Source organism: Loktanella sp. D2R18 (genome assembly GCF_003318235.1).
Lineage (GTDB): Bacteria > Pseudomonadota > Alphaproteobacteria > Rhodobacterales > Rhodobacteraceae > Yoonia.
This window is the reverse complement of record NZ_QOCG01000006.1, coordinates 64,546-86,398: the sequence shown is the minus strand read 5'-3', so window position 1 is coordinate 86,398 and position 21,853 is coordinate 64,546. Positions and strand designations below refer to the sequence as shown.

Below are 21,853 nucleotides of genomic sequence, written 5' to 3'. Positions count from 1 at the left end.
CAAACTTTGGTTTAGTCGTGCAGGCCCAGTTCATTAGCGGTTTTCCAAATCCGCCAGTGATCATGCGGCATATTGGTATGCGTGTTGCCAAAGGCACGGAACGCATCCTGCACCGCGTTTGAGAAACATGGCACGCCGCCGACATGCGGGCTTTCGCCGACGCCCTTTGCCCCAATCGGGTGATGCGGGCTGGGGGTGACTGTGTAGTCTGTCTCGTAGTTGGGGACCTCCCACGCGGTTGGCAGGAAAAAGTCCATCAATGTGCCCGTTTTGCAATTGCCCATATCGTCATAGGCAATCTCTTGGCCCAAGGCGACGGCCAGCGCTTCGGTCAAGCCGCCATGTATTTGACCTTCGATAATCATCGGGTTGATCCGTGTCCCACAATCATCAAGCGCGTAGAAACGCCGGATATCTGGCACGCCGGTATCCACATCAATATCCATGACACAGATATAAGCCCCGAACGGATAGGTCATATTGGGCGGGTCATAATAGCTCACCGCCTCAAGTCCCGGTTCAATCCCCGGAATGGCCTGATTATAGGCGGCAAAGGCGATTTCCTTCATTGTCTTGAACTTTTCAGGCGCGCCTTTGACAACAAACCGATCCACGTCGAATTCCACATCATTGTCGTGAACTTCCAGCAGGTAAGCCGCGATCATCTGCGCCTTGGCACGGATTTTACGCCCCGCCATGGCGGTGGCGGCACCGGCCACCGGGGTAGAGCGAGACCCATAGGTGCCAAGCCCATAAGGCGCGGTGTCAGTATCGCCTTCTTCGATGGTGATACTGTCGGCAGGCAGCCCGATTTCCGAGGCTAGGATTTGCGCAAATGTGGTCGCGTGCCCTTGGCCTTGGGAAATCGTGCCTAACCGTGCAATCGCGGACCCGGTCGGGTGGATCCGGATTTCACAGCTGTCGAACATGCCAAGCCCAAGAATATCGCAATTCTTGACCGGGCCAGCGCCGACAATCTCAGTAAAGAATGACAGGCCGATGCCCATCAGTTTGCGGGTTTTACCCGCCTTGAAATCTGCGACACGTTGCGCCTGCTCTGCGCGTAGCCCACCGTAATCAACGGCTTTTAGCGCCTTATCCCATGCGGTGTGATAGTCACCGGAATCGTATTCCCAGCCCAGCGCCGCAGTATAAGGGAATTGTTCCTTTTTGATAAAGTTGATCCGGCGTAGTTCGGCCGCGTCCATGTTCAACTTAATCGCCAGAACTTCGATCATCCGTTCAATGAAATAGACGGCCTCGGTCACTCGGAATGAACAACGGTACGACACGCCGCCGGGGGCTTTGTTGGTGTAGACACCATCCACCGCCAGATAGGCCGTTGGGATGTCGTAAGACCCTGTGCAGATATTCATAAAGCCCGCCGGGAATTTGGTCGGGTCCGCGCAGGCGTCAAAACCGCCGTGATCGGCCGTCACATGGCAATGTAGCCCTGTAATTTTACCTTCGGGGGTCGCGGAAATCTTGCCTTTCATCCAATAGTCACGGGCAAAGGCCGTTGTCATCAGATTGTCCATCCGGTCTTCGATCCATTTGACCGGTTTGCCCGTCACGATAGATGCTACAACCGAACAGACATAGCCCGGATAAGCGCCAACCTTGTTGCCGAAACCGCCGCCTATATCAGGGGAAATCACACGGATATTGTGTTCTTCAATGCCCGAAATAAGCGAGACAATTGTACGGATCGCATGCGGTGCTTGGAAGGTTCCCCAAAGCGTTAGCTTACCGTTGACCTTATCCATTGACGCCACACAGCCGCAGGTTTCAAGCGGGCACGGGTGGGTACGGTGGTAGTACATCTCTTCTTCTGCGACGACATCAGCGTTCGCGATAACCTCTTCGGTCGGGGCTTTATCGCCAGCTTCCCATGTGAAAATATGGTTGGGATGCTTACGGGGGCCGTGGGCACCATCGGTGGCTTTGCCGTTTTCATCAACCGTATCGGGGCGCAAGATCACATCTGATTGCAGCGATTTAAACGGGTCTACAATGACCGGCAGTTCTTCATAGTCGACCACGACGGCTTCGATCCCGTCGGCGGCAGCATAGCGATCTTCGGCCACAACATAGGCGACCTCTTGGCCCTGAAACAGAACTTTGCCGTCAGCCAACACCATCTGTTTGTCGCCCGCCAATGTCGGCATCCAATGCAGGCCAAGCGGTTCCAGGTCAGCCGCCGTCAGCACGGCCAAAACGCCGGGCACTTCTAATGCAGCTGCAGTGTCAATGTTCGTGATCCGGGCATGCGCGTAGGGAGAGCGCACAAAATCGCCGAACAGCATCCCGTCAAGTTTCACGTCATCGACATAGTTGCCTTTGCCTTGGGTAAAGCGCGCGTCTTCGACCCGTTTGCGTGAACACCCCATTCCTTTGAGGTTATCAACGCGTTCCTCGCGTGTAATTTCGTCCTTCATTCTGCGGCCTCCTTGGCTGCATTCATTTCAGACGCAGCGGCCTGAATGGATTTCACAATGTTCTGGTATCCCGTGCAGCGGCAGATATTGCCGGCCATGCCGAACCGGATTTCTTCTTCGGTTGGGGTGGGGTTTTCTTCCAGAAGCTTGGTCGCGCGGGTGATCATACCTGGCGTGCAATAGCCGCATTGTAGCCCGTGGTGTTCTTTGAACGCCTCTTGCAACGGGTGCAGATCATCGGGGCCACCGATACCTTCGATGGTGGTAATCTCTTTACCGTCGGCTTGGGCTGCGAACATGGTGCAGGATTTGACAGATTTTCCGTCAATCGTGACCGTACATGCGCCGCAATGGGACGTCTCGCAACCGATGTGCGGGCCAGTGATGTTCAGCCGTTCGCGCAGGGTATAGATCAACAATTCGCGCGGCTCAGCGAGAAATTCCTCGGCCTTACCGTTCACATTCAATTTGATGTGCATCTTATTCGACATAATAAATCTCCCTTACGCCCGCGACCAAGCGCGTGTGATGGCACGCCGCAAAATGACGCCCGCCACATGGTTTTTGAATGCGATCGGACCACGGTTGTCTTCGACCGGGTCGATGTCGCCAAGCATGGCGTCAATCGCGGCTTTGATCGCAGCATCATCCACCGTCGTGCCAACCAATGCGGCAGAGGCCCCTTCGGAATAGACCGGGACGTCGCTCAGGTTTGTCATCGCGATGGATGCAGATGTGCAGTTTCCACCGTCCTTGGTGATCTGCACCGCAGCGGCCGCCGTCGCGTAATCACCAATCTTACGTTTTTGCTTTTCATAGGCATAACCACCGCTGGGCAGCGGGATCGTCACGCGGGTCAGAACTTCGTCATCTTCGCGGGCCGTCATATAGGCAGCTTCGTAAAAATCTCGCGCTGCGATGTCGCGTTCGCCGTCCGGACCGACAACGGTAAACGTCGCATCCAAACATTGCATGAGCCCCGGCATATCATTGCCCGGATCGCCATTGGCGACATTGCCGCCGACAGTGCCCATGTAGCGCACCTGAGGATCAGCGATTTGCAAAGCCGCTTCGCTGAGGATCGGGGCTTTGGTTCCCAGCTCTGCGTGATCAATGATCTGCGCTTGTGTGACCATCGCGCCAATCACAATTTTATCCGCACCAATCGCAATGTCAGACATGCCGCCCACGTCTTGCAGATCGATCAGATGTGGCACATCGGCCATGCGCAATTTCATCATCGGGATCAGGCTGTGGCCCCCCGCCATGACGCGCGCATCATCACCGTGTTCTTCAAGAATCGACAGCACGCCGGCCATGTCCTTGGGTCGATAATAATCAAATGCCGCTGGAATCATTGGCTCTCCTCCCTAAAAAGCGTTTGTTCTGGCTAAGGAGAAGTAGGGCATACGTTGGTATGCGATGGCTTTATAAAATCAATGAAAAACAGGTATTTTGCACGAAATGCGCGTCAGGTCGCACGAACTGCACCCACTTGCGATGCCAAGGCATCTTGGATCACCTTTAGCTTAGAGCGGCTAACCGGCGCGGGCGGCACATCGGCGCCAGCGAACACACAGCGCCCCTTATCTTTGGTCCGCTCAAACCGCGCGACCCGGTCCGGGTTCACCAGATAGCTACGGTGCGTTTGCAAAAATCCCATTGGCAAAAGACGTTTCGTCGCCTCTGTGATCGGCCAAACGCAAAAAAGATGCTCTTGGTCTGTGTAGACCTGTGTGTAATGGCCATCTGCACGCACGAATGCCACCTCACCCGGCGAAATGAAGATTTTACCGCCGTCCCGTTCGCAAGGGATTTGCAGGCGCGACGGTTGGTCGAGGTCGTGTTCAGCTGTGGCCGGCCTAGAATCTGCAGGCACGATCAAATAGGTGACGCTGCCCCATAGACACGCCCCGAAAATGACAAAGCTAAAGAAAATAACGCCAAGTGCCAGCGTCTCATTGCTCATCGAGGGGCCAAATTCAGCACCGCTTGGAACGGCGACAAAGTTGGTGCCCGCCATCGCTAAAAAATGAACAGAACAGACCGCAATCGCAAAGCATAACGTACCCAGCAAAATGTTGCGGTTTGTGCGTTTGCCGTAAGCAATCCAAAAGGCCAAGATACAAAGCCCAATCGCAACGATAGAGGACAACCCGACGCCTATGGGGGAATAAACCGCGCGGCATAACTCTAGCCCGGCCATTCCGATATAATGCATCACCAAAATACCAACGCCGACAATTGCCCCGGCCAGCGTGATCGTCGCGGGGGTGCGGGGCGCGAAATGCAAAATGATCAGCGCGGCACCGACGATCAAGATCGCCGTCAATGCAGAAACAAGCGTGATTGCCGCATCATAATAAAACAATGTCGGAAGCTGCAGCCCCAGCATCGCAACAAAATGCATCGCCCAAATACCGCCGCCAAGCGCGACAGCTGCAAGTGTGATTAAAGCCTTTTTATGGATCTCGGATTTCGTCGACAGCGCGCGGGTCATCGATAGACCGGTAAACCCCGCTGCCAAAGCAACCACACAGGCCATAACAACCAAAAACGCGTTATGATCAACGTCAAGAAGTTCCATGTTCGCAACTTGACCAAAAAACATGCACTTGGCAAATGCTATAGTTGAAAAGCCTTGCTCGTTTTCAATATCGCACCGTACCCACGCCATAACCGCGTGTACGGCTACATCCCCGATGTGCGCCCCAAAAGTCACCCTTTAATACCTCGCAAAAATAGTTGCAGAACCGCGCGCCATGACCTGCTACAGTTTGGAAAAACATACTAGCAGCCTAATGAGTACACCCGAGATGGATGAGCAAACCCGCGAAAAGATCATCGCGAACCCCAACCTCTTGCTAGAGGATCATGACATTATGCGCGCCCTTGTGGGCGGTAATGATGACAATATGGGCGGCAATATTGTTGACCTGCGCGGCATCGCAATGGAACGGCTTGAGGCGCGGTTTGATCGGCTTGAAGACACGCACCGCAACGTCATTGCCGCAGCCTATGACAACCTAGCTGGCACCAACCAAGTACACCGCGCCATTTTGCGCATGATGGATGCCCAGACTTTTACCGCCTTCCTCGAAGATCTGACAGGCGATGTGGCCAATACCCTGCGTGTCGACGCGATCCGGTTGGTTCTCGAAAGCGCAGATCCAGAGACCGACAGCGAAATGGGCCCCGCCGTTGCCGTGGTCCCCGAAGGGTTCATTGATGATTACATCACCCTTGGTCGCAACATGCCGGTCCGCCAAATCACCCTGCGCAAATTCGATAATTCCGGTGCCAGCCTTTACGGCGAACGCGCGGGCTATATTCACTCCGAAGCCTGCTTAAAGCTGGACCTGGGTGAAGGTAACCGCCCCGGAATGCTGATTATGGGCTCCGAAGATCCGCAGCAGTTCAGCGCCCAGCAAGGCACTGATCTGCTGACCTTCTTTACGGGCGTCTTTGAGCGGGTCATGCAACGCTGGCTGGGGTAGCTGCAATGATCTCTGCGGCGCTTACGGATATGTTGGGAAAGTGGCTGGACCATCAGCGCGCTTTGTCAGGCGCGGCGCATAACACGCTCAAAGCCTATCAGACGGACGTGATGGGGTTCTTGGCTTTTATGACACACCACCATGGTGGCGGTATGGGGCTGGAACCAATCGCCGCGATTTCAACGCGCGACATGCGGTCATGGATGGCCCATGAACGCGGGCGCGGAGTGGGTGCGCGGTCGTTGGCGCGGTCATTGTCGGCGGTGAAATCATTCTACCGCTGGCTGTCCGAACGCGAAGATTTTGAACCTACCGCCGTTCTTTCCACACGGTCACCAAAGTTTCAAAAGAAGCTCCCCCGCCCCTTGGCCGAAGACGCCGCGGCCGCGATGATCGACACCGTTGAACTGCAAGCCCGCGAGCCTTGGGTCGCTGCCCGCGATAGCGCAGTGATCACCCTGCTTTACGGCTGCGGTTTGCGGATTTCCGAGGCGCTCAGCCTGACCGGCGCGGACGTGCCCTTGCCCCCGGTCCTGCGGATCAAAGGGAAAGGCGATAAAGAACGGATCGTTCCCGTCATCGATGTCACCCGCGAAGCCGTGGATGCCTATGTTGCGCAATGCCCCTACCCGCTTGAACCACACGCGCCGCTGTTTCGTGCGGTACGTGGCGGGCCGCTCGCCCCGCGTGCGATCCAAAAAGTTATGGCACAAACGCGCATGCAGCTTGGCCTGCCTGCAACCGCCACGCCCCACGCGATGCGGCATTCCTTTGCGACGCATTTGCTGTCCGCGGGCGGTGATTTGCGCACGATCCAAGAACTTCTGGGACATGCGTCCCTATCGACCACCCAAGCCTATACGGCTGTCGATTCCGCACGCCTGATGGAGGTCTACGACAAGGCCCACCCTAAGGCATGACTAACCGATTGCCCTGCGGTTGAATTTCGACCATATCGTCATGATGGATATTCGCACCAAAGCCCTTTCTGTCCACTTTCTCACAGCCACCGGCGCGGTATTTGCCATGTTGGCAATGCTGGCGGCCGTTGATGAAAAATGGAATCTGATGTTCCTCTGGCTTGTCGTCGCGTTTTTTGTCGATGGGATCGATGGGCCCTTGGCCCGCCGCTATGATGTGAAAAAGAACGCGCCGATCTTTGATGGGGTGCTGCTGGATCTGATTATCGACTACCTGACCTATGTCTTTGTACCCGCCTATGCGCTGTTCAAATCAGGGCTATTGCCGGGCTGGACGGGGTGGTTTTCAATTATCATCATCACCTTTGCCTCTGCGATGTATTTTTCGGATACACGCATGAAGACGAAAGACAATTCTTTCTCTGGCTTTCCGGGCTGCTGGAATATGCTAGTGCTGGTGATCTTTGCACTCACCCCGGATTTTTGGGTTTCACTCTTGCTTGTGGCGAGCCTCGCAATTGCGATGTTCTTGCCATTAAAGTTCGTCCATCCGGTGCGCACCGAACGCTGGCGTGTCGTGACATTACCGATGGCGCTGGCCTGGACGGCATTTGCGGGCTGGGCAGCTTGGGTGGATTTTCATCCTGACAGCGCCGCACATTGGGGGCTGATCGTGACATCAGTCTACTTGCTTTTGGTAGGGGTCGCGCAGCAAATATTGCCGGAAAAACCTACAAACTAAATTTCCCTTAGGGAACCGTTATCTTTCGTGCTATAGTTGCATAATTATTATACGACTTCTCGGATTGAGAGATATTTTGATGAAAACCCAAAAGCAGATAGCGCCTCAACGTGCCGCGCGGCCGCGCGCACCCAAAACTGGCGGACCGTTGCAGCGCGCGGCAGATGACAGCGCAGCTTCCCAATCACTCACAGAACTCCAACTGATGGCCGATTCCCGCCCTACTGTTCAGCGGGCAGAGGACGCTGAATTTCAAGCAAAATTCATACAACGCGCCGAAGCACCCGCGCCGAAGGCAAACAATACCGGGCTGCCGGACAACCTGAAATCCGGGATCGAAAACCTTTCGGGCATGTCGATGGACCACGTACGCGTCCACCGCAATTCTGACAAACCCGCCACCGTTCAAGCGCACGCCTATGCGCAAGGCAGCAACATCCACCTTGGCCCCGGCCAAGAAAAGCACCTCCCGCACGAGGCTTGGCATGTGGTGCAACAGGCACAAGGCCGAGTAAAGCCAACCATGCAACTGAAAGGCGTGGCGGTGAATGACGATGTGGGGCTGGAAAGAGAAGCCGATGTGATGGGGGCGAAGGCCGCCCAACTAAAAACCGTCCCAAACGCTGACGTCAGCAAGGTACACACCCGTGGGACCATGCCTATGCAGCTAAAGTTAGCAGATGGATGGGGAGAGCCGCTTGATGACGCAGCTTTAGAAAAATTGAAGCAGCTATTTCAATACCGGCATGGCGATCAGGACTATGGCAACTTCAAGTCTGTTATCGAATTTCATCAGAAGCAGGGAGGAGTAACCACCATACCACAACTTGTGGCTGAACTAAAAAGTCGGGCCGACGATGAGACGAAAGAATGGAGACGCGTCGGGCTTCTACTGGAGTTAATCGTCAATCAGTTTGAAGATTGGGCGGGGACTACAAAAGACGGACCGACGGGAAGAGAAGCTTGGAACGATGTCGGAAACGCCTTTTCCTTCATTTCGAAACTCTGCAAAAAGTATCCTAGTTTTAATACAGACGTCAGCCACGACGAATATGTGCCGCTGTTGGCCGATAGTCCAGATCATCTATTTAACACGATTGGTCAGGATCAATGGCAGGCTGCAGCCGTCAGCGCAGTAAGAGCGGGAAAGCTTACCCAGACGGGTTTTTATGGCCTCTGTTACATCCTCGGCAAGGGTTTGAACGGCGTCACCTTACGTGAAACCAAAGACTTGGTTCACGAGTTTGACCTTCAGGACAATCCAGATTCAATTGGTACAATGGAAGTACCTGACTATATAAAGACCGAGAAAACCCTGAATAGCGCACTGAGCTTTTTTAGTACAACATCTGCGTTCAAATCGGGCGGCTACTCCAAAAAACTCAAGGTAATTTTCAAGGATCTGGATGTCGGCCACAAGCTTGTCGATTGGTATGAAAACATGGCCCATCGGACAGAAGGCAAGCAAGTTGACCCTAACGTCAGCTTTAATTTCCTCGCCCTGCTATCCCCCAAGGATGGTGAGAACGACGTAATCGGTGCAAATGGTCAAGTCTTGGGCGACGGTTCATACATGTACACAATCGATCCCTCTTTGCGAGTTAGGTACATGGCTGCTGCGAACTTTGTTGGAGAGGGGGGCGTCGCGAAAAACTTCTTCCAATTCATACCGCATTCGCAACTGGCATCACTTGGCGCGGTTGTTGCCGCAGGCAATTTCGTTATTTCGGGCGGTAAGCTTGTTTGGCTGGACAACGGAAGTGGCCACTACAGGGTCGACTCCTCGGTAAACAACGCCAACGCTTCTGCCGCGCTGAAGAACATAGGTTACGATTTGACTGGGGTAGCGCTCTTGGATCGTGGCAAGGGCGATCTGGATGAGCGGTACAAAGAAGGAAACAAGAACCTGGACGGATTGCCAAAGGGCGAGGAACGTCCCGAAATGACGCCAGAGATTCGCATTATCCAACATGTTATGAAATTCATGTCCGGTTGATGATGCGTGTAGCTGAGTTCAAGGTAGTGAGAGTAAAGAACGCCAATGAGTGGTAATTTAAAAACGTTCCTAGACGAAAAACACTTGGATAATCTGGCAAATTTGCGAGCAGACCTCACTGAATTGACGCCGGAGCAGGAAGATCACATACGTTTGGTCGTTCAGCAGTGGGCAGATATACAAGCCGTGTCAAACCTACTTTTTTACCCATCATTGGTTCCAGCGGACATCAGATTACCACTAATTCATAAGGGTCTTTGCGAACGCACAACCAACTACTTGGTGTTGGCGGCGACGGTCGGGCTTACCGATTTGAATATTACCGACTTGACCGAACCCGATCGGCTTGCCATCGCCGATGAATTGATCGCCGTCATCGAAGACAAGGTCGCAATTGCCGCCGATCGGGCATCGATTGCGATCCGGCCATTCCTCAAAGCGAATGATGCCGAGCGAGTTGTTGGATTGCTTGGAAACCCGACGGAGACCGTTCGGCACAATCTACTCGGATGGCTAAGCCAAACCGAACGGAATCTGGACGAAAGCGTATTAGCGGCGCGGATGGACGAAAAAGGTATCGCAACCGAAATCAGACGGGACTTAGGTGATGCATTGGCCCGAGATCGACAGCGCATCAAGAAGGGTCTCGTCAGCATGTTGTCGTCGCCTCGCGCCGTATACGTCCCAAACCTAACAGATTGCTAGGACAAGCCATTGATTCATCTCATTGATCTACGGCGCTTATCACTGAACTTTGCAACATCATCTCAAAATAGGTGCCATAGTTGCTATTAACGCAGCCGACCGGCCTCAAAGCCCGATCAAATCAACAGCCCAGCCGCCCCTTCCAACCGCAATATCGCCACTTTCGCCTCCACCCCACCTGCGCCTGAAAACCCACCTAACCCTGTCGCCCCCAAGACCCGGTGACAAGGGATCAAGATTGCGATTGGGTTGGCGCCGCAGGCTTGTCCGATGGCTTGGGCAGAGACACTCAGCGATTTGGCTAAGTCTCCGTAGGTCTGTGTTTCGCCGTAGGGGATGGCACATAAAGCTGCGTAGAAAGCGTGCTGAAACGGCGTCCCGCGTGGTGCGAGGGGCACGGTAAATTCAGTCAACTTACCGGCAAAATATGCAGCCATTTCGGCGCGTGTTTGATCATAAAGCGGCCCCTTTCTCAGCGTCCCCGCCCGCCCCCAATACAGCGCAGTAATCGCGCCATCCTCCGCGTCGACACCCAGCGCGCCGACAGGCGAGGTTTCACAAATCAACCCGCTCATATTAGTTTCCTTTGGGTCGCCGCGACCCACGCCTTGATAACATCGACGGCGGGCTTAGGTACAGATTAAGGAGTACCTTATGCAGCAGTTTTCTCTACTTGACCTGTCCCCCGTGCCCGAGGGTAAGACCACGGCGGAGGCGCTTGCAAACACAGTCGCGCTTGCGCAATTGGCCGAAAAGGCGGGCTACCATCGGTACTGGTTGGCCGAACACCACAACATGCCCGGCATCGCGTCAGCGGCAACCTCTGTCGTGATCGGCCATGTTGCAGGTGCGACCAAGACAATCCGCGTTGGTGCAGGGGGCGTGATGCTGCCTAATCATGCACCGCTGATCATCGCCGAACAGTTCGGCACTTTGGCCACACTTTACCCGGACCGGATCGATCTTGGTCTTGGGCGTGCACCCGGCACCGATATGAAGACCGCCCGCGCGCTGCGCCGCCATATGACACCAGAGGAGAGTTTCCCACAAGATGTGCAGGAATTGATCGCCTATTTGGGAGCGGCGCCAACACCGGTTCAAGCAGTGCCGGGGAAAGGCACGCAGGTCCCGATTTGGATATTGGGGTCCAGTCTTTATGGCGCGCAGCTCGCCGCGCAATTGGGGTTGCCTTACGCGTTTGCATCACATTTCGCGCCTGCAATGCTGGCAGATGCGCTCGCCACCTACCGCCAGTCATTCCAGCCGTCGGAATTCTTGGAACGCCCCTATGTCATGATGGCCGCAGGGGCTTGCGCTGCCGATACTGACGCCCAAGCACATTACTTGCGCACCTCACAGCAGCTGGCATTTGCGCGGCTCATTGCGGGCAAACCCGGCAAACTTCCTTATCCGGTCGACGATCTGCCTGCGCAGGTCGCGCCCCCTGTTTTGGCACAGGTGAACGCCGCGCTTGGATGTTCGGCAACAGGTGGGCCGGATAGGCTTCGGGCGCAGTTGCACGCGCTTATCGAAACATATCAACCTGATGAATTGATGGTTACGGGCATGATCCATGATCACACAGCGCGACTAAGATCGTTCGAGATTGCAGCGCAAGTGTTGACAGATTTGCGCGCGCCCTAGCGACGATACCAGATGAACGCGGCTACCGCAATTAACAGACACATCGACAACGTTGCATCCGGTCGCGGAGAAATCCAAAGGCCGTTACGAATGATAACCAAATCTGCGGTCATAACGAGCGGCCACATTATCGCATTTGCGCCACCATGCGCAACTACCGCAGGCCAGACGCTGTTGGTGCGTTTGCGCGACACGCCATACCATACTGCCATCGCAAGTGTCTCGATCAAATAGATCGGCATGAACAGGTAAAGCGGGATGTCGGCGACATTTTCAAATGTCATCAAATAAGGAATATGCCAGATCGTCCAAATCAATCCGACGAGCAAATGCCGTTTTAGATCTGGCACACCCAAGATTTCCAGTTGCGGTTCGAGATAGCCGCGCCAGCCGAATTCCTCGAAGACTGCATATAGCATGGTGATCGGCAGCATTGCCAAGATCGCCGGCAAATACAGCGCCACAAACCCATCGGATAATGTCAGCGTGCCTAGCGCCGCCCCCAAAGCAAGCGACAGGGCAACCAACGCAGGAAACACCAAAAGCGCCAACGCGTAATCGAACGCGTGACCTGCGAATTCGGGGCGAAACCCCGCGGTTTTCCACCCATCTCCGCCGAAGGCCCGCAACAACACAGCCATAAGAATTGGGCTTACGACAAAGACCAATCCACCCACGTCATGCCCCCAAGCGACAAACAAGCAGCCCAACACCGACAGCGCATAAGCGCCCGTCACATAGATCGCGATATTACGTTTGCTTGCCTTCATTTGAGTGCCTCAAGTGTTTCATCGATCCATAGGATTTCCGCTTCGACGTGGCGCAATCCGCTAAGCAACGTGGCCCGGCGCAACACCGTGTTTAGGTCCCCGCTCTCTGGGATACTTGCCGCGATGCCCTGAAATGTGGCGCGCAGTGCCTCCGCCTCGCCCCGCCGGGCCAGTAGAAGCGCGCACACATCCGCTGCACCGATGCAGCCCCCAAAAAACATTTTTATCAAGAAAGGTTCGCGCGAATCTTCGACGGGGTGGATTGTGCGCAGCCAATCGTCAAGTTCCGCCAATCCCGCGGCGGTCGCGAAGTGCAGTTTGCGCTGGCGCGTGTCTCCATCAACCTCTTGCACATCCACCAGCCCTTCAGCGACCAAGCGCGTCAACGTCCGGTAAATCTGCGCCTGATCCGCAGGCCAAAAATGCTGCACAGAGGCATCCATCGCCTTGCGCAGATCATAGCCGCTTAGCGGTGTAGTGGATAAGAATCCGAGGATGGCGTGACGAAGTGACATGATCCGGCTCATATAGGATAAGTCCTATATGACAAGTCCTATACTATTAGGTAAAAAAACCCGGCACGCTTGGCCGGGTTTCCTTAGTTTAGCTTAGCGCGTCGTTACAGCGGCCGCAGACGCCGGGATGACTGTAGCTTCCAACGTCAGGCAGGATCTTCCAGCAGCGTTGGCATTTCTCGCCGTCTGCACGGGCAAAGAGCACGGCCACATCGGCGACATCATCCAAGGTAAACGCGTTCGCAGGCGCGGTCTGGGTTGACAGGATGATACCAGAGGTGATGCACAGGTCGTCAAAGTTCACTGTTTCCAGCACCCCAGCCACATCAGCCGACACATAAACCGTTGGGGCTGCCTCAAGCGAGGCACCGATGACCTTGTTGGTGCGCTCAATCTCTAGCGCGCCCGTCACGACCCGGCGCACCTGACGAACAGTCGACCATTTTGCAGCCAAAGCATCGTCGCGCCATGCGGTTGGTGTCTCTGCAAAGTCTTCAAGGTGAATTGAGCTATCATCCCCCGGGAACCGTTCAAGCCAGACTTCTTCCATTGTAAACGTCAGCATCGGCGCGAGCCATTTGGTCAAACGGTGGAACAAGATATCCAGCACCGTGCGCGACGCGCGGCGGCGGTCCGTGTCACCATCGCAATAGAGCGCATCTTTGCGGATATCGAAATAGAAAGCAGAGAGTTCAAGCGTCGCAAAGGTAAACACCGCTTGGAACACCCCTTGAAAATCGTATTTCGCATAGCCCGCGCGCACCTGTTCATCCAATTCGGACATGCGGTGCAGCATCAGCTGTTCCAATTCTGGCATATCGGCGGGTTCAACCCGGTCGGCTTCGGTAAAGTCAGCCAAGGACCCCAGCATGAACCGCAGCGTATTGCGCAAGCGGCGATAGCTATCCGCCACGCCTTTCAGGATTTCGTCGCCGATGCGGTGATCGTGTTTATAGTCGGTGGTCGCCACCCACAGGCGCAAAATATCAGCGCCGTATTGTTTAACCACCTGTTCCGGTACGATCGTATTGCCCAAAGATTTGGACATCTTTTCCCCTTTGGCATCAAGTGTAAACGCGTGGGTCACAACCGCACGGTACGGCGCGTGCCCAATGGTCCCGCAGGCCTGCAACATGGAAGAATGGAACCAACCGCGGTGCTGGTCGGTACCTTCCAGATAGACATCCGCCATCCCGTCATCCGACCCATCCGCGCGGTCGCGCAGAACGAATGCGTGGGTTGATCCAGAATCAAACCAAACATCCAAAATATCAAACACTTGGGTATAGGCATCATGATCCACGTCATCGCCCAAGAACCGTGCTTTGGCTCCTTCCGCATACCATGCATCGGCACCATCCGTTTCAAAGGCAGCCAGAACACGTGCGTTGACCGCCGCGTTGCGTAGCAAGAAATCGGGATCCGTGGGCAGTGCGCCATTCTTGGTAAAGCAGGTCAGCGGTACGCCCCACGCACGTTGACGCGACAACACCCAATCCGGGCGGGCTTCGATCATGGAATAAAGCCGGTTACGGCCCGTTTGCGGGGTCCATGTCACCAGTTCGTCGATAGAGCGCAACGCGCGTTCGCGGATCGTCGTGCCATAAGTATCTTGGCCATCACCGACAGCGCGATCTACGGCGGCAAACCATTGCGGCGTATTGCGGTAGATTACGGGCGCTTTGGAACGCCAAGAATGCGGGTAGCTGTGCTTGATCACACCACGCGCAAACAACCCACCGACTTCGGATAGTTTGGACATAATCGCCGTATTGGCGTCACCTTCCCACGGGTTGTTTTTGTTCTTTTTGTTGGCCTTGTCGCGCAGGATTTTTGTGCCACCAAAGAACGGCAGATCGGCCCGCAAAGACCCGTCTTCCATGACGTTGTAAGTAATCATCCGCTCTAGCATGCCAAGATCGCGGTAGAACTCAAATTCATCCATCCCATGCGATGGCGCACAGTGGACAAAGCCGGTGCCTTCATCCTCGGTCACAAAGGGGGCTGCGCGAAAATCGCGGGCATCGTCCCATTCGCCGTTGCCGTCTTCGGCACCGGCCAGTGGGTGTGACAGCGTTGTGTCGGTCATATCGCCCGCGTCGCTGACGCGCGTGAACGCCTCAATGCGGGCCTTTGCAAACACGGCTTCGGCTTGTCTGTCAGCAAGGATATAGCGTTCGCCTTTACGCACCCAATTGTCCTCGGGCGCGTCAGACACTTCGTAGACGCCATAAGAAATCGTCTCTGAGAAAACGACCGCTTTGTTTGACGGAATGGTCCAAGGCGTTGTTGTCCAGATAACGACGCTAGCCCCTTCAAGAGCAGCATTACCCGTTACACGCACGGGGAACTTCACCCAGATCGCAAAGCTTTCTTTATCGGCATATTCCACCTCAGCCTCAGCCAACGCGGTTTGTTCAACAGGCGACCACATCACAGGCTTAGACCCTTGATAAAGTGTGCCATTCATCAGGAATTTCTGGAATTCCTCTGCGATGGTCTTTTCCGCGTGGAAATTCATCGTCAGATATGGCTCGTCCCAGTTGCCTTGGACACCCAAGCGTTTGAATTCTTCGCGCTGCACATCGACCCAACCTTGGGCGAATTTACGGCATTCTTGGCGAAAATCGACGACATCAACATCGTCTTTGTTCTGACCTTTGTTGCGATACTGTTCTTCGATTTTCCATTCAATCGGCAGCCCGTGACAGTCCCAACCGGGGATATACCGCGCGTCGCGCCCCATCATCTGGTGCGACCGTACAACCATATCCTTCAAGATTTTATTCAGCGCGTGGCCGATGTGCAGGTGACCGTTCGCATAGGGCGGGCCATCATGCAGGGTGAACGGTTTGCGGCCTTCTGCCTTGGCGCGCAATTTGTCGTAAACGCCGATTTGGGCCCAACGCGCGAGCCAATCGGGTTCGCGTTTTGGCAATCCAGCCCGCATTGGAAAATCAGTACGTGGCAAGTTCAGCGTGTCTTTATAGTCTGTCGTTTCGGCGCACATGTGGGGCGTCCTTTGAATATCTGGAATACATATAGGTAAGGAGCGGTGCGCATAGGCGGACACCTTTTCCCGGCTGGTTTGGTTTGATCAAACCGCCGGGCAGATAATGTCTATGATCATCATGCTCAACTTCATGGGCTGCTTATAGGCAGCGCATGAAGAAGCGTAAAGAGCGGTGTTCACCGAATGTGTCTGCACAAACCCCCATAAGGGTTTGCTGTCTGTTTCATACGAATAGTGACTTCGCTTACCCGTGGTCAGGGCAAAGCGCGCCGTGGCAGACAACTGTATCTGCGTGAATTTGGACCCGGCCCATTTCTTCGGTCAGTAGAATGTATATGTTGTTTTCATAACGAATAAGTTCGCCTGAAATAGAAGATTGCCCGTCATGTGTTTGCAAGACAATTGTTTGTAGCTCTGCTGCGGTTACAGCATTTGCATTAATCGCCAATAAACCGGCGGCACAACCAAAGGCTATCGCAGCTACGGATAGGTTCGCCTTCATACTCTTCAACATATTCTTTTCCCATTTAAAAACTACGGCAGTAGCGTGAAGCTGTGTATAAAGAGGTAAGCAATCGCCCGATGCGTGTAAATCTATACCTTTGTATAGGTAAGCCGCCTTAGACCGCCCCGCCTATGCGTAAGCAATCGCCGAATAACGCTTGCCAGAATGTCCGCTAATTGCTACCCAGCCCGCCATGACCAATTTGATGACGACAACCATGACAAAGATGACCACCGCTGAGGCGGGGGAATATTTGGCATGGGCGCATCGCATCTAACCTAAGCCAAATAAAACCCCGCCGGATCGGACGGGGTTTTGAATTGCTAAGCCCCGTCTTCCGAAATCACCAAAGGAAGACCACCCATGAATGCACATGTCCCCCCTGCCCCCGCACCCGTTGTCGCGATTGTCGGCGCAACCGGCGCTGTTGGCCTCGCGCTTATCCATAGCCTTGAACAGCGTAACTTTGTTGTCGGCGCTTTACGCTTGCTGGCCTCGGCCCGTTCTGCCGGGCGCAGCCAGTCATTTCGCGGTCAATCGATTGTGGTAGAAGAGCTAACAGAGGACAGCTTTGACGGCGTCGATATCGCGTTCTTTTCGGCGGGCGCTACAATTTCGCGCAGGTTCGCGCCCATCGCAGTGGCGGCCGGCGCACAGGTGATCGACAATTCATCGGCCTTCCGTATGCAAGACGATGTGCCTTTGATCGTCCCCGAGGCAAACGGCGCAGCCCTACAATCCGCCCCGCGCATTGTCGCCAACCCCAATTGTATCGCAGCCATTTTGACAACTGCGTTGGCCCCGCTACATCAACGCTGGTCAATCACCCGCCTATCGCTATCCACCTATCAAGCCGCATCCGGTGGCGGCGCCGAGATGATGGAAGAGCTGCGCGAAGGCACCCGCGCGCATTTGAATGGCGAGGATTTTGAACCGCAAATTCTTCCGCATTCTTATGCGTTCAACGTGTTTAGTCATAACTCTGACATTGATCCTGAAACCGGTTACAACGGTGAAGAATTGAAAGTCATCGCCGAGACCCGGCGCATTCTGTCACAACCCCAACTGCCGATCAGTGTGACCTGCATCCGCGTGCCGATTCTGCGCGCACATGGGATTTCCTTGTCGATCCGTTTTGATGAACACGTCAATATTGACAGCATCCGTCACGCATTAGTGGGCGCGCCCGGTATTCGGCTTGTCGATGACCGTGAAGCGAATCATTTTCCGATGCCATCAGAAGCGTCAGGCGAACAAGATGTCCTTGTCGGGCGCATCCGCGATGATCTTGGTGATCCATCCGGGCGCACTGTCTCCATGTTTATTGTTGGTGATCAGCTTCTAAAAGGGGCAGCGCAAAATGCCGTACAAATTGCCGAAGCCTTGCATGCACAGGCTGCAGTTTAACGGCAATAAGACCCGCTACGATACCGCGCGGTATCAAAGTGGAAATGATCTGCATGAAATCGGTTTGCTTCGGGGCCAAGAACGGTCCCGAAGGGGCCGCAGGCCGCCCGCCACATCTGCCGCAATTGCGCACCATCATCTTCGGTGCCCCAGCCAGACAGTACTGTGATCTCAGACCCGTCTTGCAAACCGATCCCCGCGATATCAATTGCCCGCCCATAGGCATGTTCGGACAATCGGCCAGTGGCAAAATTATTGCGGTTGCGACAGGCGTAATGCGACACGACGCGCAGGCTGGCAACGCCGCCACCTTCGGCCCGCACCGCAGGGATTGCGCCACGGTTCACCCATGTTTTTAACGCGGCAGCGGTGCGACAATCCATCGTCGCGGCTGGGCGCAGGACCACGCCCGACACCGACCGCACGCGCACCTCATCAGACACGCCACAAGCACCGGCGCCCTCAACGCGGCCCAACGTATCCCCTTGAATCGCGATATCGCCGCAGACCTGTCCGCGCAAACGTGCAAGACGGCGTTCCTCAGCGGCCGCTTCGATTGACGCGGGACGGACGGCGGGGCGCAACGAAACCAATACGGCGTAAGGACTTGGGGGTGGGCGCGTGACGGGGCGAATTACCGGGGTATCAGTCGCGACCACCACTGGTGGCACAACAAGCGGAAAGCCCTGCGCGAAAGCTGTGCTAGCCCAAAGGGCCAGCATGAACGCCACAAGGCGGATCACTCTGACTTGATCTGACTACGTCCAAAATCAGGGGCATCAGTATCTTGGCCCGCTTCGACGATGGACCGCCGGATCGCGCGTGTATGTGTAAAGTAGTCAAACAAGTGATCGCCGTCACCCTGGCGGATCGCACGTTGCAGCGCAAAGAGCTCTTCGGTGAAGCGCCCCAAGATTTCAAGCGTTGCGTCCTTGTTGTTCAAAAACACGTCGCGCCACATGGTCGGGTCTGACGCCGCGATGCGGGTAAAGTCGCGAAAACCAGCCGCCGAATATTTAATGACTTCACTGTCGGTCACGCGGCTCAGATCATCGGCGACGCCGACCATCGTATAGGCAATTAGGTGCGGCGTGTGGCTGGTGACGGCAAGCACCAGATCGTGGTGATCCGGGTCCATTTCATCAACGTTACTGCCCATCCCGCGCCAAAGGTCAGACACGCGATCAACCGCTGCACGGTCCGCCCCTTCGACAGGCACGATGATGCAAAAACGGTTGTCGAAGAGTTCAGCAAAACCGGAACGTGGCCCCGAGTGTTCAGTCCCAGCCAAAGGGTGGGCCGGAATGAAATGCACGCCGTTGGGGATATGCGGCGCCACCGCATCAATGACCGTACGCTTGACGGACCCAACATCGCTGACGGTTGCACCTTGCTTTAGCGCTGGCCCGATTTCAGCGGCAACAGCACCCATGGCCCCAACGGGCACGCAAAGCACGACCAAATCAGCGTCTTTCACGGCTTCAACGGCGGAATCGTAAATCGTATCGCAAAGATTGATTTCGCGCGCAACGTCCCGCGTTTCAGCAGATCGCGCATAGCCAACAATTTCGCCAGCCAGTCCAGCACGGCGCATTGCGTGGCACATCGAAGACGCAATCAAGCCCAGACCAATCAGGGCAACGCGATTGTAAATCTGGGTCACGCGATGGCCCCTTTGAATTGGGCAACCGTATGGACCACACGGCGACATGCGCTTTCGTCACCCACCGTGATCCGCAAACAATGCGGCAGTTTATATCCCGCGACTTGACGCACGATGATACCCACATCACGTAGCGCCTGATCGCAGGCTTGTGCTTCGGCAGTGTCGGCAAAACGCGCCAGCACAAAATTTGCAGTCGATGTGTCGGAAGGCACGCCAAGTTCAGCCAGTGCTGTTGCCATCCATTCGCGCAAACGTGCGTTTTCGACGCGGCATTTTTCGGTGTAATCGGTATCACGCACGGCCGCTTCGGCAGTTTCGAGTGCCGCAGAAGACATGTTGAACGGTCCGCGAATACGGTTCATCACATCAATAACCGAACGGGGGCCATAGCCCCAGCCAATGCGCAAGCCACCAAGCCCGTAGATCTTGGAAAACGTGCGCGTCATCACAACGTTCTCGCGCGCTTCGATCAGGGCCAGCCCCGCGTCATAGGCCTCTACGTATTCGGCATAAGCCCCATCAAGCACTAAGATAGCCTGCGGTGGCAACCCTTCGGCGAGCCGGGCCAATTCGCTTGGGCCGATCATTGTGCCGGTTGGGTTATTGGGGTTCGCGATAAAAACGAGTTTGGTCCGCTCAGTACAAGCGGCCAGGATCGCATCTACATCGGTCGTCCGTTCACGCTCACGTACCTCAACTGGCGTGCCGCCTGCTGCAAGTGTCGCAATTCGGTAGATCGCAAACCCGTGTTCCGTGTGTATCACCTCATCGCCCGGGCCGACATAACACTGGCACATGAAATGTAGGATCTCATCCGACCCGACGCCGCAAATCACACGGTCTGGGTCAACATCCCAGACCTCACCAATTGCGGTGCGTAGTTTACAATGGTCCGCCGACGGGTAGCGATGCAGCTGATGCACGGCGCGCGAAAACGCTTCCTTTGCCGCGTCGCTTGGGCCCGCTGGGTTTTCATTGGACGACAGCTTGAGCACATTCGTGACTCCATCAAGCGTCGAAACACCACCTTCATAGAGTGCAATATCCATAATACCCGGTTGTGGTTGAATATCGTCTGCCATGGTGCCCCCACCTTTGTTTAGTTGCCCGTTTCTAGCGCCCTGAATGCAGCGTGACCAGACGCTAGGGGCGGGCACTGGAAATATGGGCAAAAAAGTCGCAGCAACACCCCCTTTATTTAACATATTGGTTTATTAACGATAGCATGAATCAGCACATCCAACTTGATAGCGCGTTTGCAGCGCTCGCCAATCCGACGCGGCGCGCAATCCTTGCGCGGCTCGCCACAGGTGAAGCGACAGTAAACGAACTTGCAGAGCCGTTTGAGATGAGCTTGCCAGCCGTCTCAAAGCATATCCGCGTTTTAGAAGATGCTGGTTTCATTTCACGCGGGCGCAACGCGCAATTTCGCCCTTGTAAGATCGATGGAGCCCCTATCGAAGCCATTGCAACATGGGCCGATCAATACCGGCATATTTGGGGTGACAGGTTTGATATGATGGCCAAATTAATGGCAAATACAGAGGATGAAAAATGAAGAACGCAGAAAATTCAGTCGTGATCACGCGCGATTTTACCGCCAGCATTGACGCCGTGTGGGACATGTGGACGGATCCAGCCAAATTCAGCCAATGGTACGGCCCGAATGGTATGACGGTTCCTGTCGCCGAAATGGATGTAACTATCGGCGGCATCCGCAAAATCTGTATGGAAATGAAGATGCCAGAGCGCACAATGACCATGTGGTTCACTGGCACTTACAAGGAAATCGCGGCCCCAAATCGGTTGGTTTATAGCGAAAGCATGTGTGACGCCGATGGCAACCTGATCTCGCCCGCCAGCATGGGGATGCCCGAAGGCACGCCAGAGGTCACAGAAGTAATTGTTGAATTACAAGAAGTCGATGGACAGACCCGCATGACCATGACGCATGTTGGCGTCCCTGCAGGATCACCCGGCGAAGGCGGCTGGAACCAAGCGTTCGACAAATTGGCTGCGCTATTCAACTAGCTTT

21 protein-coding genes are annotated in these 21,853 nt (G+C 55.0%); 9 read left to right on the top strand and 12 right to left on the bottom strand.

Annotated elements, in window-relative coordinates; translation table 11 throughout:
- Window positions 1-11 precede the first annotated feature (11 nt).
- The 4 genes from DS901_RS03075 to DS901_RS03060 all read right to left on the bottom strand — a co-directional run bounded on the left by DS901_RS03075 (window position 12) and on the right by DS901_RS03060 (window position 5,025).
- Window positions 12-2,438 (bottom strand): aerobic carbon-monoxide dehydrogenase large subunit, encoded by a 2,427-nt coding sequence (locus tag DS901_RS03075; protein ID WP_113775466.1) that lies wholly within the window; start codon window positions 2,436-2,438, stop codon window positions 12-14.
- Window positions 2,435-2,929, bottom strand: a complete 495-nt coding sequence (locus DS901_RS03070) for a (2Fe-2S)-binding protein (RefSeq protein WP_113775465.1) — start codon at window positions 2,927-2,929, stop codon at window positions 2,435-2,437. The genes DS901_RS03075 and DS901_RS03070 overlap by 4 nt, the downstream gene beginning before the upstream one ends.
- Window positions 2,930-2,941: 12 nt before the next feature.
- Complete coding sequence (locus tag DS901_RS03065; RefSeq protein WP_113775464.1) at window positions 2,942-3,796, bottom strand: FAD binding domain-containing protein; 855 nt, start codon at window positions 3,794-3,796, stop codon at window positions 2,942-2,944.
- 113 nt (window positions 3,797-3,909) lie between these two features.
- On the bottom strand, window positions 3,910-5,025 hold the full coding sequence (locus DS901_RS03060; RefSeq protein ID WP_113775785.1) for an MHYT domain-containing protein: 1,116 nt from the start codon (window positions 5,023-5,025) through the stop codon (window positions 3,910-3,912).
- Window positions 5,026-5,239: 214 nt separating this feature from the next.
- Here DS901_RS03060 and DS901_RS03055 point away from each other — a divergent pair, with 214 nt between their 5' ends.
- From DS901_RS03055 to DS901_RS03035, 5 genes are all read left to right on the top strand, one after another.
- On the top strand, window positions 5,240-5,935 hold the full coding sequence (locus DS901_RS03055) for a DUF484 family protein (protein ID WP_258546637.1): 696 nt from the start codon (window positions 5,240-5,242) through the stop codon (window positions 5,933-5,935).
- Window positions 5,936-5,940: 5 nt separating this feature from the next.
- Window positions 5,941-6,855, top strand: a complete 915-nt coding sequence (locus tag DS901_RS03050; RefSeq protein WP_113775462.1) for a tyrosine recombinase XerC — start codon at window positions 5,941-5,943, stop codon at window positions 6,853-6,855.
- A 43-nt stretch (window positions 6,856-6,898) separates the two neighbouring features.
- Window positions 6,899-7,597, top strand: coding sequence for a CDP-alcohol phosphatidyltransferase family protein (locus DS901_RS03045; RefSeq protein WP_113775784.1), 699 nt, complete (start codon window positions 6,899-6,901; stop codon window positions 7,595-7,597).
- A gap of 79 nt (window positions 7,598-7,676) precedes the next feature.
- Window positions 7,677-9,593, top strand: a complete 1,917-nt coding sequence (locus tag DS901_RS03040) for an eCIS core domain-containing protein (RefSeq protein WP_113775461.1) — start codon at window positions 7,677-7,679, stop codon at window positions 9,591-9,593.
- An 84-nt stretch (window positions 9,594-9,677) separates the two neighbouring features.
- Entirely contained in the window at window positions 9,678-10,298 is a 621-nt protein-coding gene (locus DS901_RS03035; protein WP_181820745.1) for a hypothetical protein, read from the top strand.
- Between the two features lie 116 nt (window positions 10,299-10,414).
- On the opposite strand, the gene DS901_RS03030 is transcribed toward DS901_RS03035, so the two are convergent.
- On the bottom strand, window positions 10,415-10,873 hold the full coding sequence (locus DS901_RS03030) for a methylated-DNA--[protein]-cysteine S-methyltransferase (RefSeq protein ID WP_113775459.1): 459 nt from the start codon (window positions 10,871-10,873) through the stop codon (window positions 10,415-10,417).
- Between the two features lie 79 nt (window positions 10,874-10,952).
- Here DS901_RS03030 and DS901_RS03025 point away from each other — a divergent pair, with 79 nt between their 5' ends.
- On the top strand, window positions 10,953-11,942 hold the full coding sequence (locus DS901_RS03025) for an LLM class flavin-dependent oxidoreductase (protein WP_113775458.1): 990 nt from the start codon (window positions 10,953-10,955) through the stop codon (window positions 11,940-11,942).
- Here the strand turns inward: DS901_RS03025 and DS901_RS03020 are convergent.
- From DS901_RS03020 to DS901_RS03005, 4 genes are all read right to left on the bottom strand, one after another.
- On the bottom strand, window positions 11,939-12,712 hold the full coding sequence (locus DS901_RS03020) for a CPBP family intramembrane glutamic endopeptidase (protein WP_113775457.1): 774 nt from the start codon (window positions 12,710-12,712) through the stop codon (window positions 11,939-11,941). The genes DS901_RS03025 and DS901_RS03020 overlap by 4 nt on opposite strands.
- Window positions 12,709-13,227: a PadR family transcriptional regulator gene (locus DS901_RS03015; RefSeq protein WP_181820744.1), complete on the bottom strand. Its 519-nt coding sequence runs from the start codon at window positions 13,225-13,227 to the stop codon at window positions 12,709-12,711. Before DS901_RS03015 ends, DS901_RS03020 begins: the two co-directional genes overlap by 4 nt.
- A gap of 88 nt (window positions 13,228-13,315) precedes the next feature.
- A complete protein-coding gene (gene ileS / locus DS901_RS03010) occupies window positions 13,316-16,237 on the bottom strand; it encodes an isoleucine--tRNA ligase (protein ID WP_113775455.1) in 2,922 nt (973 codons plus the stop codon).
- Between the two features lie 247 nt (window positions 16,238-16,484).
- Window positions 16,485-16,754: a hypothetical protein gene (locus DS901_RS03005; RefSeq protein WP_147249838.1), complete on the bottom strand. Its 270-nt coding sequence runs from the start codon at window positions 16,752-16,754 to the stop codon at window positions 16,485-16,487.
- 354 nt (window positions 16,755-17,108) lie between these two features.
- On the opposite strand from DS901_RS03005, the gene DS901_RS03000 reads away from it, so the two are divergent.
- Complete coding sequence (locus tag DS901_RS03000) at window positions 17,109-18,152, top strand: aspartate-semialdehyde dehydrogenase (RefSeq protein ID WP_113775453.1); 1,044 nt, start codon at window positions 17,109-17,111, stop codon at window positions 18,150-18,152.
- On the opposite strand, the gene DS901_RS02995 is transcribed toward DS901_RS03000, so the two are convergent.
- The 3 genes from DS901_RS02995 to hisC are packed head-to-tail and all read right to left on the bottom strand — an operon-like array spanning window position 18,149 to window position 20,900.
- Entirely contained in the window at window positions 18,149-18,895 is a 747-nt protein-coding gene (locus tag DS901_RS02995) for an extensin-like domain-containing protein (protein ID WP_258546636.1), read from the bottom strand. The two genes, DS901_RS03000 and DS901_RS02995, sit on opposite strands and share 4 nt — an antisense overlap.
- On the bottom strand, window positions 18,892-19,863 hold the full coding sequence (locus DS901_RS02990; protein WP_113775452.1) for a prephenate/arogenate dehydrogenase family protein: 972 nt from the start codon (window positions 19,861-19,863) through the stop codon (window positions 18,892-18,894). The genes DS901_RS02995 and DS901_RS02990 overlap by 4 nt, the downstream gene beginning before the upstream one ends.
- A complete protein-coding gene (gene hisC / locus DS901_RS02985; RefSeq protein ID WP_113775451.1) occupies window positions 19,812-20,900 on the bottom strand; it encodes a histidinol-phosphate transaminase in 1,089 nt (362 codons plus the stop codon). The genes DS901_RS02990 and hisC overlap by 52 nt, the downstream gene beginning before the upstream one ends.
- A gap of 143 nt (window positions 20,901-21,043) precedes the next feature.
- Between hisC and DS901_RS02980 the strand changes: the two genes are divergently transcribed.
- Window positions 21,044-21,376: an ArsR/SmtB family transcription factor gene (locus DS901_RS02980; RefSeq protein WP_113775450.1), complete on the top strand. Its 333-nt coding sequence runs from the start codon at window positions 21,044-21,046 to the stop codon at window positions 21,374-21,376.
- Window positions 21,373-21,849 (top strand): SRPBCC family protein, encoded by a 477-nt coding sequence (locus DS901_RS02975; RefSeq protein ID WP_113775449.1) that lies wholly within the window; start codon window positions 21,373-21,375, stop codon window positions 21,847-21,849. The genes DS901_RS02980 and DS901_RS02975 overlap by 4 nt, the downstream gene beginning before the upstream one ends.
- Window positions 21,850-21,853 lie beyond the last annotated feature (4 nt).